The sequence below is a fragment of the Streptomyces sp. NPDC051913 genome (genome assembly GCF_044593635.1).
Classification (GTDB): Bacteria; Actinomycetota; Actinomycetes; order Streptomycetales; family Streptomycetaceae; genus Streptomyces.
Genome location: NZ_JBIUCI010000012.1, coordinates 23877 through 37215, shown reverse-complemented (window position 1 = coordinate 37215; position 13339 = coordinate 23877). Strand labels below are relative to the sequence as shown.

General features: G+C 70.6%; 13 protein-coding genes. 5 read left to right on the top strand and 8 right to left on the bottom strand.

Going from position 1 to position 13339, the window contains the following annotated elements:
* Positions 1-148 precede the first annotated feature (148 nt).
* Genes ACIHIX_RS31425 through ACIHIX_RS31410 form a run of 4 tightly spaced genes read left to right on the top strand, consistent with a single transcriptional unit; the run spans position 149 to position 4643 of the window.
* Entirely contained in the window at positions 149-1114 is a 966-nt protein-coding gene (locus tag ACIHIX_RS31425; RefSeq protein WP_399962071.1) for a carbohydrate ABC transporter permease, read from the top strand.
* A gap of 19 nt (positions 1115-1133) precedes the next feature.
* Positions 1134-2060: a carbohydrate ABC transporter permease gene (locus tag ACIHIX_RS31420; RefSeq protein ID WP_399962068.1), complete on the top strand. Its 927-nt coding sequence runs from the start codon at positions 1134-1136 to the stop codon at positions 2058-2060.
* 10 nt (positions 2061-2070) lie between these two features.
* Entirely contained in the window at positions 2071-3414 is a 1344-nt protein-coding gene (locus tag ACIHIX_RS31415; RefSeq protein WP_399962066.1) for an ABC transporter substrate-binding protein, read from the top strand.
* A gap of 29 nt (positions 3415-3443) precedes the next feature.
* Positions 3444-4643 (top strand): Gfo/Idh/MocA family protein, encoded by a 1200-nt coding sequence (locus ACIHIX_RS31410; protein ID WP_399962064.1) that lies wholly within the window; start codon positions 3444-3446, stop codon positions 4641-4643.
* 29 nt (positions 4644-4672) lie between these two features.
* Here ACIHIX_RS31410 and ACIHIX_RS31405 read toward each other — a convergent pair whose 3' ends face one another.
* On the bottom strand, positions 4673-5371 hold the full coding sequence (locus ACIHIX_RS31405; protein ID WP_399962062.1) for a L,D-transpeptidase family protein: 699 nt from the start codon (positions 5369-5371) through the stop codon (positions 4673-4675).
* Positions 5372-5462: 91 nt separating this feature from the next.
* Positions 5463-6917, bottom strand: a complete 1455-nt coding sequence (locus ACIHIX_RS31400) for a PLP-dependent aminotransferase family protein (RefSeq protein ID WP_399962060.1) — start codon at positions 6915-6917, stop codon at positions 5463-5465.
* Between the two features lie 61 nt (positions 6918-6978).
* Between ACIHIX_RS31400 and ACIHIX_RS31395 the strand changes: the two genes are divergently transcribed.
* Complete coding sequence (locus ACIHIX_RS31395) at positions 6979-8382, top strand: pyridoxal phosphate-dependent decarboxylase family protein (RefSeq protein WP_399962058.1); 1404 nt, start codon at positions 6979-6981, stop codon at positions 8380-8382.
* 151 nt (positions 8383-8533) lie between these two features.
* Here ACIHIX_RS31395 and ACIHIX_RS31390 read toward each other — a convergent pair whose 3' ends face one another.
* The 6 genes from ACIHIX_RS31390 to ACIHIX_RS31365 all read right to left on the bottom strand — a co-directional run bounded on the left by ACIHIX_RS31390 (position 8534) and on the right by ACIHIX_RS31365 (position 13165).
* Complete coding sequence (locus tag ACIHIX_RS31390) at positions 8534-9319, bottom strand: SDR family NAD(P)-dependent oxidoreductase (protein WP_399962056.1); 786 nt, start codon at positions 9317-9319, stop codon at positions 8534-8536.
* Between the two features lie 28 nt (positions 9320-9347).
* Positions 9348-10265 (bottom strand): SDR family oxidoreductase, encoded by a 918-nt coding sequence (locus ACIHIX_RS31385; RefSeq protein WP_399962054.1) that lies wholly within the window; start codon positions 10263-10265, stop codon positions 9348-9350.
* 92 nt (positions 10266-10357) lie between these two features.
* Entirely contained in the window at positions 10358-10732 is a 375-nt protein-coding gene (locus tag ACIHIX_RS31380) for a DUF4180 domain-containing protein (RefSeq protein ID WP_399962051.1), read from the bottom strand.
* Positions 10733-10776: 44 nt separating this feature from the next.
* Positions 10777-11406: an MBL fold metallo-hydrolase gene (locus ACIHIX_RS31375; RefSeq protein WP_399962049.1), complete on the bottom strand. Its 630-nt coding sequence runs from the start codon at positions 11404-11406 to the stop codon at positions 10777-10779.
* A complete protein-coding gene (locus ACIHIX_RS31370; RefSeq protein ID WP_399962047.1) occupies positions 11406-12491 on the bottom strand; it encodes an S-(hydroxymethyl)mycothiol dehydrogenase in 1086 nt (361 codons plus the stop codon). The genes ACIHIX_RS31375 and ACIHIX_RS31370 overlap by 1 nt, the downstream gene beginning before the upstream one ends.
* A gap of 92 nt (positions 12492-12583) precedes the next feature.
* A complete protein-coding gene (locus ACIHIX_RS31365) occupies positions 12584-13165 on the bottom strand; it encodes a transketolase (RefSeq protein WP_399962045.1) in 582 nt (193 codons plus the stop codon).
* Positions 13166-13339: the final 174 nt, after the last annotated feature.

The window sequence follows — 13339 nt, the reverse complement described above, 5'->3', positions numbered from 1 at the left end:
CGTTTCTTTCGCGATGGAAGCAATATGACCACTCTAGGCAGTGAGAGGTGGCTTGGAAAAGATGTTTGCACGCCCCTTGACGCGCTTATTCTTTCGCCACAAAAGTAAGTGCCCGAGGACGAGCCGCCGCAGACGAGGGAGTCTCCCGATGACCATCGCCTCCAGCAGCCCTTCGTCGCGCCTCCCCGTAGGGGGCGCCGAGGGCGTACGGACGACACCGAGGACGGGGAGGGCGAAAGCCCGGGAGGGCGGCGGGGACGGCCGGCTCGCCGCGGTGTTCCTCGCCCCGGCGCTGCTGGGCTTCGTGGTCTTCCTGCTCTGGCCGACGCTGCGGGGCATCTACCTGAGCTTCACCCGTTTCAACCTGCTGACGCCGGCGGAGTGGGTGGGCCTCGACAACTACGACCGGATGGTCCACGACCCGATCTTCTGGGACTCGCTGTGGGTCACCGTCGTCTACGTGGTCATCAACATCGGGGTGCAGACGGTGTCGGCGCTCGCCATCGCCGTACTGCTCCAGCGGCTGACCCAGTCGGCGGTGCTGCGCGGCATCGTGCTCACGCCGTATCTGATGTCGAACGTCGTCGCGGGCATCGTCTGGCTCTGGATCCTGGACACCCAGCTCGGCATAGGCAACGAGATCATCGCGGGCCTCGGCTTCGACCGCATCCCGTTCCTCAACGACGAGACCTGGGCGATCCCCACGATCGCGCTGATCAATGTGTGGCGGCACGTCGGCTACACCGCGCTGCTGCTGTTCGCCGGGCTCCAGGCCATCCCCAACGACATGTACGAGGCCGCGAAGGTGGACGGCGCGAGCGAGGGGCGCATGTTCTGGCGGATCACGCTGCCGTTGCTGCGACCGGTCCTGGCGGTCGTGCTGATCATGACGGTGATCGGATCGTTCCAGGTGTTCGACACGGTCGCCGTGACGACCAACGGCGGTCCCGCGAACGCCACCAACGTCCTGCAGTTCTACATCTACGGCTCCGCGTTCGGCCGCTTCCAGTTCGGCTACGCCTCCGCGATGTCGGTCGCGCTCCTGGTGGTGCTCAGCGCGATCACGGTGCTCCAGTACCGGATCACGCGCGCCGGCCAGACGGATCTGGGCTGAGGAGAGGGGAGACACCGACATGGCCGCTGTGACCGCAACGACGAGTCCTGTGTCCGTACGACCGCTCAGGCGCCGCCCTTCCCCGGGCCGGATCGCGGCCTGGGTGGTGATGGCCGCGATCGTGCTCGTGACGCTGCTGCCGTTCTACTGGATCCTGCGCACCGCGCTGTCCTCCAACACCGCGCTCGCCGCCCATCCCGGCGACCCGCTGCCCGTCGACTTCACCACCGGCGGCTTCGAGCGGGCGCTCGGACTCCAGTCCACCGAGGAGGCGATCGCCCAGGGTGGATCGGGCGGCGGGCTGAAGTTCTGGCGCTATCTGATCAACTCGGTCGTCGTCTCGACCCTGATCACGGTCTGCCAGATCTTCTTCTCCGCGATGGCCGCCTACGCGTTCGCCCGGCTGCGCTGGCGCGGCCGGGACAAGATGTTCGGGCTGTTCCTGGCCGGCCTGATGGTCCCCACCATCTTCACGCTGCTGCCGAACTTCGTGCTCATCAAGCAACTCGGCCTGATCGACAACCTGTTGGGCATCGCGCTGCCGACGATGTTCATGACGCCGTTCGCGGTGTTCTTCCTGCGGCAGTTCTTCATGAACGTGCCCCGCGAGGTCGAGGAGGCGGCGCTGCTGGACGGCGCCGGGAAGATCAGGATCTTCTTCCGGGTGATGCTGCCGATGGCGTCCACACCGATCCTCACGCTCGGCGTGCTGACGTACATCACCTCCTGGAACGACTACTTCTGGCCGCTGATGGTGTCGTACAGCGACAGTTCGCGGGTGCTGACCGTGGCGCTAGCCATCTTCCGGGCGCAGACCCCGCAGACCGGTTACGACTGGTCCGGCCTGATGGCCGCCACGCTCATCGCGGCCCTTCCCATGCTGCTGCTGTTCGGCGTCTTCGCGCGCCGCATCGTCAGCACCATCAGCTTCACCGGCGTCAAGTAAGGGGCCAGGCATGCGAATTCGAACCGTGATGGCGCTCACCGGAGCGCTGACGCTGTCCCTGGTCTCCGGGTGCGCGCAGGGCGGCGCCGCCGGCTCGGGCGCGAACTCCGTGACGTACTGGCTGTGGGACGCCAACCAGCTGCCCGCCTACCAGGCCTGCGCCAAGGGCTTCGAGAAGGAGAACCCGGGCCTGAACGTCAAGATCACCCAGATGGGCTGGGCCGACTACTGGACCAAGCTCACCGCGAGCTTCATCGCGGGCACCGAGCCGGACGTCTTCACCGACCACATCCAGAAGTTCGGCCAGTTCGCCGACCTCGACGTGCTCGAACCGCTGGACGACCTGGGCATCGACGACTCCGCCTACCAGACCGGGCTCGGCGCGAACTGGGTCGGCCAGGACGGGCACCGCTACGGCGCTCCCAAGGACTGGGACACGGTCGCGCTCTTCTACAACAAGAAGCTGACCGGGGCCGCCGGTCTCACCGCCGACCAGCTCAACTCCCTGTCCTGGAACCCGAAGGACGGCGGCACCTTCGAGAAGGCGATCGCGCATCTGACCGTCGACCGCGACGGCAAGCGCGGCGACGAACCTGGCTTCGACAAGCACCACGTCAAGGTGTACGGCCTCGCCACGGCCGGCGCGGGCGACGCCGACGGGCAGACCACCTGGAGCCCGTTCACCGGCTCGGCGGGCTGGAACTACACGGACAAGGCCCGCTGGGGCGACGCCTACGAGTACGACAGCAAGACCTTCCAGTCGGTGATCTCCTGGTACTTCGGCCTGGCGAAGAAGGGCTATCTCGCGCCCTTCACCGACTACACCGACGGCGCGAACCCGTCCAACGCCCAGGTGGCCTCAGGCCGGGCGGCGACCGCCTTCGACGGTGCCTGGATGATCTCGACGTACTACGGCACCAAGGGCCTCGACGTCGGCACCGCCGTCACCCCCACCGGCCCGAGCGGCAAGCGGGCCACCATGATGAACGGCCTCGCCGACTCGGTCACCAAGAACGCCCGCAACAAGGAGGGCGCGAAGAAATGGGTGAAGTACCTGGCCTCGAACGAGTGCCAGAAGACCGTCGGCGGCTACGGCATCGTCTTCCCGGCCACCCCTGACGGCACCGCCGCGGCCGTGGCGGCGTACCGGAAGAAGGGCATCGACGTGTCCGCCTTCACCGAACCGGTCACCGACGAGCGGCACGCCAGGACGTTCGCCTTCCCGGTCACCGACTACGCGGCGGACGTGTACGCGCTGATGCGCCCGGCGATGCAGGACGTCTTCGCCAACGACGCCCCGGTGAGCGGCCTGACCAAGACCAACGACCAGATCAACTTCATCCTCGGCCAGTAGCGAGCCCAGTAATGAAAGGCATTTCCTCCATGACGTTCTCCCTCGGCATCGTCGGCGCCGGGCAGTTCTCGGGCCAGTTCGCCAAGCTGTTCCTGGCTCACCCCGGTGTCCGCGACGTCTACGTCACCGACCTCCTCCCCGAGCGCGCGCGGCAACTCGCCGCCGCCGAGGGCCTGTCCGGCACCTTCCCTTCGTACCAGGCCATGCTGGAGTCGGAGGCGGTCGACGCGGTCGCGATCTTCACCCAGCGCTGGACGCACGGCCCGCTGGTCCTCCAGGGCCTGAACGCCGGCAAGCACGTCTACTCGGCGGTCCCCATGGCGATCACCACCGAGGAGATCGCGGCGATCATCGACGCGGTCAAGGCGACCGGGCTGACGTACATGATGGGCGAGACCAGCCAGTACAACCCGGCGACCGTGCACGCCCGCAACCAGATCGCCGAGGGCGCCTTCGGGCGGCTCTTCTACGCCGAGGGCGACTACGTCCACGACATGGATCTCGGCTTCTACGAGGCGTACCAGTACAGCGGCGGCGACAACTGGAAGGCGACGGCCAGCTATCCCCCGCTGCTGTACCCGACGCACGCGGTGGGCGGGGTGCTCGGGGCCTGGCAGACGCACGCGGTGAGCGTGTCGGCGATCGGTGTCGTGGACGACCGCGGGGACGGCGTCTTCGACAAGGAGGTCAGTCAGTTCGGCAACGACTTCTCCAACGCCACCGCGCTGTTCGAGGTCGCGGGCGGCGGTTCGTTCCGTACGAACGAGTTCCGGCGGGTGGGCTACCCGTCCCACATCCGTGAGTCCCGCTTCCGGTTCTTCGGCACGGAGGCGAGCATGGAGCAGCTCGCCACGTTCGCGCTGTGGCAGGACAAGAAGGGCGTGCAGGACATCAGCGAACTTCTGGAGCCCAAGACCACCATGGCCCCTGACGACCCGTCACTCCAGCACATCGCGCCGGACCTTCGGGCCGCCTTCACCTCCGGTTCGGCCCCGGTGCACGACCGCTCCCGGCTGCCGCGGGAGTTCGACCACCTGCACAACGGCCATGAGGGCAGCCACCACTTCCTGGTGGACGACTTCGTCACCGCGGTCAACTCCCGCACCCTGCCGTCCGTGAACGCCTGGGTGGCGGCCCGCTACACCCTGCCGGGGATCGTCGCGCACGAGTCCGCGCGGCAGGGCGGGGTACGGCTGGAGATCCCGGACTTCGGGGACGCGCCGCGGTAACACGCTTGTGCCGTGGGCCGGGTGGCCGATCAGGTGCCCGGCTTGCGGCCGTACACGAAGACGTCGTCGCCCGTCTTCAGCAGCGACCAGTACTTCTTGGCGGTCGTCTTCGTCATGTTGACGCAGCCGTGCGAGCCCGGCGGGTTCCACATGCTGAGGTTCACCGAGTGGAAGGCCTGGCCGCCGTCGAAGAACTGGCTGTAGGGCATGGGCACGTTGTAGATGTTCGACACGTGGTCGATGTCCCGCCAGTAGATCTTCTTCAGGCCGGTGCGGGTCTCGTAGCCGTTGCGGCCGGTGCGCACCGGGACGGGCCCGTAGACGAGCCTGTTGCCGTCCTGGATCCAGCTCAGCTGGAGGGTGAGGTTGACGCAGGCGATACGGCCCTTGTTGGTCGGGCACTTGCCTTCCTTGTTGGGGTTGTTCCCCACCGCCTTCTGCTTCTTCATCAGGTCCATCACCCCCCAGGTGACGGGACCCGCGTAGCCGGCGTTCGGCGTGATGCCGTGCTTGTTCTGGAAGGCCTGGATGGCCTTGCAGTCGGTCGTCGACTGCTTGCCGTCCACCGGCAGCCCGAGGAACTTCTCGACCTGCTTCTGGTACGGGCCGGTCTGGGTGGTGCAGCTCGTGGCCGCCTGCGCGGGAGCGGTGCCCAGCGCGAGGGTGAGCGGTGCGGCCAGTCCGGTGAGAGCGAGGGCGACGGCCCCTCGTCTGCGTATGTCCCCCATGGTGGGCCTTGCCTTTCCTGTACGACGCGGTGCGTGTCCGGTGCGATCTCCCTGTTTGACCGGTGTACGGGCGCGGCGGTTGTATGCCGGTTCAGGCTGTGACGAAACGGTGAACTTCCTGCTCGTGACTGCGCCGCAGCAGCCCCACCGCGCGGGTGAGGACGTCCGGTGTCGCCGTGAACGGCAGGCGCAGATGGTGGGTGAGCGTGGTGCGGTCGGCGGCGAAGTGCGGCCCGGGCGTCACCGCGAGTCCCTGCCGGGCGGCGCGGGCGGCGAGCGCCGGCGCGGGTGTGGTGCCGAGATGCAGCCACAGCGACAGCCCGCCGTCCGGGACCGTGTACGTCCATCCCGTCCCGTCGAGGAGTTCGGCCAGGTGGTCGCGCTGGGCGCGCAGCCGGGACCGGCGGTCCGCGAGGACCGCGGGCAGCCCCTCGCCCAGCAGCTCGGCCGCGATGAGCTGCTCCAGGGGCGGTGGCGACAGCTGCGGCTGGAGCGGGTTGCGCCGCAGCTGTCGTACGAGATCGGCGGTGCCCCGGATCCAGCCGATCCGCAGGCCGGTCCACAAGGTCTTGCTGGCCGAGCCGATCTGGATCACGCGCGGTCCGGCCAGGTGGGGCTCGGTGCCGGGCGGGGTCCTGAGGTCGAGGTCGCGCATGGTCTCGTCGGCGATGACGGTCAGGGGCAGACGGGCGATCTCCGCGCGGGTCGCGGCGTCCATGTGGGCGCCGGTGGGGTTCTGGAAGTCGGGGACGAGGTAGGCGAGCCGGGGGGTCTGGGTGCGTACGGCGGCGGTGAGGTGGCCGGTGTCCCAGCCGCCCTGCGAGGTCACCGGCACGGGCAGCAGACGCGCCCGACGGCCGCGGAGGACCGCCAGGGCACCCGGGTACGAAGGGCTCTCCACGGCGACGGGGCGACGGCGGTCGGTGTGCAGGTGGTCGAGGAGCAGGGTGAGCGCGGCCTGGGCGCCGGAGGTGACGAGGATCTGCTCCGGGCGGGTCGCGAGGCCGTCCCGGGTGTACCGGTCGGCCAGCAGTTCCCGCAGCCGCGGCAGGCCCGCCGTGGCGGCGCCCGAGTCGACGAGCAGGGCGGCACTGCGCTCGGCGGCCCGGCCCAGGGCGGCGAGATAGGCCTCGTGGGGTGCGGACGTCAGGGCGAGGGTGAGGTCGAGGTCCGCGTCGCCCGCTCCCCCGCGGTCCAGGGACCAGGGGGTGGTGCGCTCGGTGAGCCGGGCCGGGAGACGGACCTGGCTGCCGCTGCCGTGCCGGGTGTGCAGCCAGCCGTCGTCACGGAGCAGGGTGAGGGCGGCGACGACCGTGCCGCGGCTGACACTCAGGACCCGCGAGAGCTCCCGCTCGGAGGGCAGCCGGGTACCGGCGGGCAACCGCCCGTCGACGACCGCCTCGCGGACGGCGGTCGAGAGGGAGCGCGCGAGGGGTCCGGGGCGCTCACGCCAGGTTCCGAGGGCGGCGGCGAAACCGGGGGTCACGGGCATGGCCCGGTCGTCAACGGGTGGGCTGCTCTGCCGTGGGGCCGGTCCGGTCGTCATCGGTCCAGTTTCCCCCAAGTGGACCAGACTTCCGGCACCGCCCTCCCCTACGCTCCCCTCCATGCACCGCACTCTCGCCGACGACCTCTCCCGGCTCCCCGAACTCCTCGCCTTTGCCCGCGACCTGGCCGTCCAGGAGCTGGCCGGACTGGCCGACCGGCCGGTGGTACGGCTCGACAAGGCGCCCGTGCCGGAGGCGCTGCCCGGCGCCGGAGCCGGGGGCGAGGCGGCTCTGGCGCGGTTCGCCGAGCGGTGGGCGCCGGGGTTCTCCGGTTCCGCCGGCCCCCGCTATCTCGGCTTCGTCACGGGTGGCGCGACGCCCGCCTCGGTCGCCGGGGACTGGCTGACCGGCGCCTACGACCAGAACGGCTCGGGGGCGGCCGGTTCCTGGGCGACGGCGCTGGAGCGCGAGACGGTCGGCTGGCTGCGGGAGCTGTTCGGGCTGGGCGAGGCGCACAGCGGGGCCTTCGTCACCGGCGCGACCACGTCCAACACCGTGGGCCTGGCGATCGCCCGTGAGTGGCTGGGCGAGCGGCTCGGCGTGTCCGTGTCCCGGGACGGCGTGGCCGCCCTCGGCCCGGTCGAGGTGCTGTCCGGCAGCCCGCACTCCAGCATCGGCAAGGCCCTGTCCGTGCTCGGCATCGGCCGCGACCGGCTGCGGTCGGTGCCCGTGCTGCCCGGCAACCGGGAGGCCGTGGACGTCGCCGCCCTCGACCGGGCGCTGTCCGAGCTGGACGGCCGTCCGGCGATCGTGGTGGCGAACGCCGGCACGGTGAACACCGTCGACTTCGACGATCTGCGGGCCATCGCCGCGCTCAAGGAACGGCACGACTTCTGGCTGCACGTGGACGCCGCGTTCGGCGGCTTCGCCGCGCTCTCCCCCTCGCATGCCGCTCTCGTCGACGGTCTCGACGCCGCCGACTCCGTCTGCGTCGACCTGCACAAGTGGCTGAACGTGCCGTACGACGCGGCCGTGCAGTTCACCCGGCGCCGGGACCTTCAGGTGGCGGTGTTCCACAACGCGTCGCCGTATCTCGGACTGCCGGTCGGCGAGCCCGACTTCGTGCATCTGACGCCGGAGAACTCCCGGCGACTGCGCGCTCTGCCGGCCTGGTTCTCCCTGGTCGCCTACGGCCGTGAGGGGCACCGCGAGATCGTCGAGCGGAACGTGGCACTGGCCCGGGAACTCGGAGAGCGGATCGCCGGACTCGACGGGCTGCGACTGCTCGCGCCGGTCCGGCTCAACGTCGTCTGCTTCACCCTGGCCGAGGAGCCGACGCCTGCGACGCCGGAACGGGTCGCCGCGCTGGCGCACGCGCTCGCCGAGACGGGCGAGGTCTTCGTGACCCCGACCGTCTACGACGGCACTCCCGGGCTGCGGGCGGCGTTCAGCAACTGGCGGACGTCGGCGCAGGACGTGGAGCGGATCGTCGGAGCGCTGCGGCGGGTCCTTCGGCCCAGCTAGGGTCTGCCGGGCGGATCACGTCGCGGGAAAGTCGCGGCGCCTCATCGACGCAGGTGAGCGGGGGCTGGCGCGTCGGCAACCGACGACAACGCCGCAGGCCGGCGTGCCGGCCCCCGCGTCCGCGTCCGCGGCATGATCTGTCGGACAGGCCCTAGTCGACCGGTTGGCGCCGTGCCCGGCGAAAGCCGGTGTCGCCCAGGGTGAGCCCGCCGTCCACGACGAGGGTCGTCCCGGTGATCCAGGCGGCGTCGCGGGAGGCGAGGAAGGTGATGGCGGCGGCGATGTCCTCCGGCTCGCCGACCCGGCCGAGGGGGTACAGCTCGCGGAAGAGGGCGAGTGCGTCGTCCCGGCCTTCCCAGGCGGTGGTGCGTACGGTGCCGGGGGCGACGAGGTTGACGCGGACGCCCCGCTCGGCGGCGTGCCCGGCGAGGGTCCGGGTCAGGGAGCCGAGGCCCGCCTTGGCGGCGCTGTAGGCGTGGTTGCCGAAGTCCGCGAGGCCGTTCACGGAGCCGACGTTGACGATCGCGCCGCGCCCTGAGGCGGCCAGGTGGGGCAGGGCCGCGCGGGCGCAGCGGTAGGCGCCGGTGAGGGTGACGTCGAGGTCCGCCGTCCACGCGTCGTCGGCTTCGTCCTCGAACAGCGGGGCGTCCCGCGTGCAGTGGAAGGCGTTGTTGACCAGGACGTCGAGCGTGCCGAAGGCGTCGGCCGCGTGGGCGACGGCCGCCTCGACCGCCGCCCGGTCGCCCACGTCACAGCCGTACGCCTGCGCCGCCAGGCCTCCTTCCCGCAGGCGCGCCGCGGTCTTCTCCGCCTTCGCGGTGTCCTTGTCGGTCACCAGCACGCGGGCGCCTTCCGCGGCGAACCGCCGGGCGGTGGCGGCGCCGATGCCGCGGGCGGCACCGGTGACGAGCACTCCGTACCCCTCGAAACGTGTCATGCGGCCGAACCGTAGGCGGCGTCGCGCGTCAGCGGTACCCGGTGACGTCGGCCGGCTTGTCCGCGTCCTGGACCTCGACGAGGTAGCGCCAGGCGTCGGGGCGGCTGCCGTCGAGGTCGGTGAAGCCGTAGACCTGGGCGAGGCCGCCGCTGGAGAGGGACTGACCGTTGAAGCGGGACACGTCCGGGTCGGCGGCGAGGGCCGCGACCGCTCGGCCGACATAGCGCGGGGTCTCGGAGATGGCGAAGTGCGGGACCTGGGTGAGGGCCTCGCGCCAGTTGTCCTCGCGCACTCCGAAGCCGTCGAGCATCATCTCCGAGCGCAGCCAGCCAGGCGTGAGGGCGACGGCGGTGGCCCCGCGCGGGCCCAGTTCGTGGCCGAGCGCGAAGGCCATCCGCAGGACGGAGGACTTGGCCAGGTCGTAGAAGAAGGTGGCGCGGTAGTGCGTGCCGTTGTACTCGGCGGTGCCGTCGGTCATCTCGACGACCAGGCCGCCGGGGTGCCTCAGGAGGAGGGGAAGGGCGTGGTGGCTGGTGATCGCGTGGGTCTCGACGCCGAGCCTGAGCAGCCGCAGCCCGTTGGCGAGGTCGTGCTCCCACACCGGGCTCTCCCACTCGAAGAGCCGCTCGCCGCCCCAGACGTCGTTGACGAGGACGTCCAGGCGGCCCTGTTCGTCGGCGATGCGGTCGACCAGCGCGCGGACCTGCGCCGGTTCGAGGTGATCGGTGGGGACGGCGATCCCGTTGCCGCCCGCCTCGGTGACCAGGTCCGCGGTGTCCTCGATGGTCTCGGGGCGGTCGTACTCCGAGCGGCGTTCGCGCGTGCTGCGTCCCGTGACGTACACGGTGGCGCCGGCCGCCCCGAGTTCCACGGCGATGCCCCGTCCGGCTCCCCGTGTCGCCCCGGCGACCAGCGCGACCTTGCCCTTCAGTGGCTGTGCTGCCATGTCCGAACCTCCCGTACGACCGTTGCTGTCCACTCAACGGTGCCGGGTGAGCCGGACATCTTCTGTCGCCTTTTCGAGCTTTCCGTGCCGGGTCACCCGGCCGCGCGCAGCCTCTCACCCAGCTCGTCGTCGTCCGCGACGATCCAGACGTGCCCGCCCTGATTGGTCTCGCGGACGAAGTCGCGCAGGGCCGCGCTCTCGCCCAGCCGGCGGGAGACGTCCCCCACGACGGCGAGGCGCACCCGGTAGTTCACGAACTTCAGCATGACCGCCCCGGCGACGCCGGACCGCAGCCGGAAGAACTCCTCCGCGACGCGCTCCACGGGCACGGCGACCACGTCGGCGCCCCGCCCCATGGCGTCACCGATCAGATCCAGCGCGGCACGCTCGCCGTCGAGCGGAGGGCCGTCAGGGGTGCAGCGCAGGACGGTGACGCCATGGAGGTGTGTGAGCTCATCGGTGGTCATGACAGGCGAGCCTAGTCATGACCTGCCCTGGGTCCCGGGGAATATCAGTGGCCGCGGGCGATCCACTCCTCAAGGTGCGGGGCCTCCGCGCCGATGGTCGTGGAGTCGCCGTGACCGGTCAGGACCTTCGTCTCCGGCGGCAGCTCAAGGAGCCGGTCGCGGATCGAGTCGATGATCGTCGGGAAGTGGCTGTACGACCGCCCCGTGGCCCCCGGTCCGCCGGCGAACAGCGTGTCGCCGGTGAAGACGGTGGCGAGCCCGGGGTCGTAGAGGCAGACCGCGCCGGGAGCGTGGCCGGGTGTGTGCAGGACCCGCAGATCCGCGCCCGCCGCCTCGATGACCTGGCCGTCCAGGAGGTGGGCGTCGGGGTCGCGGTCGGGGTGGGTCTGCTTCCACAGGGGCAGGTCGTCGGGGTGCAGCCAGATCGTGGCGCCGGTGAGGTCCGCCAGGGCGGGCGCGGCGTCGATGTGGTCGTTGTGGGCGTGGGTGCACACGATCGCCGTCAGGTGCCGGTCGCCGACGGCTTCGGCGATCGCCTGTGCGTCGTGCGCGGCGTCGATGACGATGACCTCGTGGTCGTCGCCGACGATCCACACGTTGTTGTCGACGTCCCAGGTGCCGCCGTCCAGGCTGAACTGGCCGGAGGTGACGAGGCGTTCGATGCGGGCGGCCATCAGAGCACCACCACCGAGCGCAGGACGTCGCCGTGGTGCATGCGCTCGAACGCCTTCTCCACGTCGGTGAGTTCGATGGTCTCGGTCACGAACGCCTCCAGGTCCAGGCGGCCTTGCAGATGCAGGTCGATCAGCATGGGGAAGTCGCGGCTGGGCAGGCAGTCGCCGTACCAGGAGGACTTCAGGGCGCCGCCCCGGCCGAAGACGTCGAGCAGCGGCAGTTCCAGCTTCATGTCCGGGGTGGGTACGCCGACGAGGACGACGGTGCCGGCGAGGTCACGGGCGTAGAAGGCCTGCTTGTAGGTCTCCGGGCGGCCCACCGCCTCGATGACGACGTCGGCGCCGAAGCCGCCGGTCAGCTCGCGGATCGCCTCGACCGCGTCGGTCTCGCGCGAGTTGACCGTGTGGGTGGCGCCCATGGTGCGGGCCTTCTCCAGCTTGCGGTCGTCGATGTCCACCGCGATGATCCGCGCGGCGCCCGCGAGGTTCGATCCGGCGATCGCCGCGTCGCCGACGCCGCCGCAGCCGATGACGGCGACCGTGTCGCCGCGGCCGACGTTGCCGGTGTTGATCGCGGCGCCGATCCCGGCCATCACCCCGCACCCGAGCAGTCCGGCGACCTGCGGGGAGACGGAGGGGTCGACCTTGGTGCACTGGCCGGCCGCGACCAGCGTCTTCTCGGCGAACGCGCCGATGCCGAGGGCGGGCGACAGCTCGGTGCCGTCGGTCAACGTCATCCTCTGCTGGGCGTTGTGCGTGTTGAAGCAGTACTGCGGCCGACCGCGCAGACACGCCCGACACTGCCCGCACACCGCACGCCAGTTGAGGATCACGAAGTCACCGGGGGCCACGTCGGTGACGCCCTGGCCCACCGACTCCACCACGCCCGCGGCCTCGTGGCCCAGCAGGAAGGGGAAGTCGTCGCTGATGCCGCCCTGCTTGTAGTGCAGGTCGGTGTGGCAGACCCCGCAGGCCTGGATCCGCACCACGGCCTCGCCGGGGCCCGGGTCGGGTACCACGATGGTCTCCACCCGGACCGGCTCGTCCTTGCCCGGTGCGATCACGCCGCGTACTTCCTGCGCCATGGTGGTGAAACCCTTCCGTCGGCCCTGTCCGTTCTCCCCTCGACCCTACGTGTAACCGATCAGTAACGGGACGGGAGCACTGCTCTGCGGGCTCATCCGAGGAAGTCCCGTACGGCCCTCCCGAGTGCCGGCTCGTCCCGCGTGTCCGTCCCGCCCAGGGCGAGCAGCCGGTGCGGTACGTGGACCAGGGTCTCGGCGACGTGCCGGGCCGAGGTCCCCGCCACGCCTGGTTCGACCAGGACGACGTCCGCGCGGTCGGCGGCCAGGGCGGCGGTCCGCAGACCGATCTCGTCGAAGGGACGGACGGCGGTCGTGTAGAGCACGGCCACGTCGAGCCCGGCGGTGGCGCGGAGCACCGGGTCGAGCGTGGCCCCGACGGCGAGGACCACGCCGTCGAGTCCTTCCCGTACCCGTTCGAAACCGTCCCCGGCGCAGCGCGGCTCGGCGTTGGACTCGGCGGAGACATGCACGTACGCCCGCTGTCCGCACCGCACCGCGGCCGGCACGATCCTGCGCACCTCGGCGGGGTGCCCGGGCGCGTACACGGTCCAGCCGGGGGTGGCGGCGAACCGGGTCAGCTCCTCCACGGCGCCGTATCCCACGAGCAGGGTGCTGCCTCCCGGCCCCTGCTCCGGGAGGGACTCGGTGGCGGCGAGAAGCATGTCGGACTGCACGGGCGGACCTCCTGGTGAGAATTTCCTGTCGGCACGTCAAGAATTCGTTAGGAAACAACTCGACGGTCTCTCATATGGCTCTGGATTCCCCATTCTTGGGCCCTTCCACCCCGCGAAATTCAACCTTTAACAACCTCACAGGAAGGTGGATGTCTCTTTGCCCGGTCCAGATGT

Excerpts from the sequence above, each read along its gene's own strand:
- ACIHIX_RS31425 (WP_399962071.1), top strand. The coding sequence starts at position 149 with ATGACCATCGCCTCCAGCAGCCCTTCGTCGCGCCTCCCCGTAGGGGGC.
- ACIHIX_RS31420 (WP_399962068.1), top strand. The coding sequence starts at position 1,134 with ATGGCCGCTGTGACCGCAACGACGAGTCCTGTGTCCGTACGACCGCTC.
- ACIHIX_RS31415 (WP_399962066.1), top strand. The coding sequence starts at position 2,071 with ATGCGAATTCGAACCGTGATGGCGCTCACCGGAGCGCTGACGCTGTCC.
- ACIHIX_RS31410 (WP_399962064.1), top strand. The coding sequence starts at position 3,444 with ATGACGTTCTCCCTCGGCATCGTCGGCGCCGGGCAGTTCTCGGGCCAG.
- ACIHIX_RS31405 (WP_399962062.1), bottom strand. The coding sequence starts at position 5,371 with ATGGGGGACATACGCAGACGAGGGGCCGTCGCCCTCGCTCTCACCGGA.
- ACIHIX_RS31400 (WP_399962060.1), bottom strand. The coding sequence starts at position 6,917 with ATGACGACCGGACCGGCCCCACGGCAGAGCAGCCCACCCGTTGACGAC.
- ACIHIX_RS31395 (WP_399962058.1), top strand. The coding sequence starts at position 6,979 with ATGCACCGCACTCTCGCCGACGACCTCTCCCGGCTCCCCGAACTCCTC.
- ACIHIX_RS31390 (WP_399962056.1), bottom strand. The coding sequence starts at position 9,319 with ATGACACGTTTCGAGGGGTACGGAGTGCTCGTCACCGGTGCCGCCCGC.
- ACIHIX_RS31385 (WP_399962054.1), bottom strand. The coding sequence starts at position 10,265 with ATGGCAGCACAGCCACTGAAGGGCAAGGTCGCGCTGGTCGCCGGGGCG.
- ACIHIX_RS31380 (WP_399962051.1), bottom strand. The coding sequence starts at position 10,732 with ATGACCACCGATGAGCTCACACACCTCCATGGCGTCACCGTCCTGCGC.
- ACIHIX_RS31375 (WP_399962049.1), bottom strand. The coding sequence starts at position 11,406 with ATGGCCGCCCGCATCGAACGCCTCGTCACCTCCGGCCAGTTCAGCCTG.
- ACIHIX_RS31370 (WP_399962047.1), bottom strand. The coding sequence starts at position 12,491 with ATGGCGCAGGAAGTACGCGGCGTGATCGCACCGGGCAAGGACGAGCCG.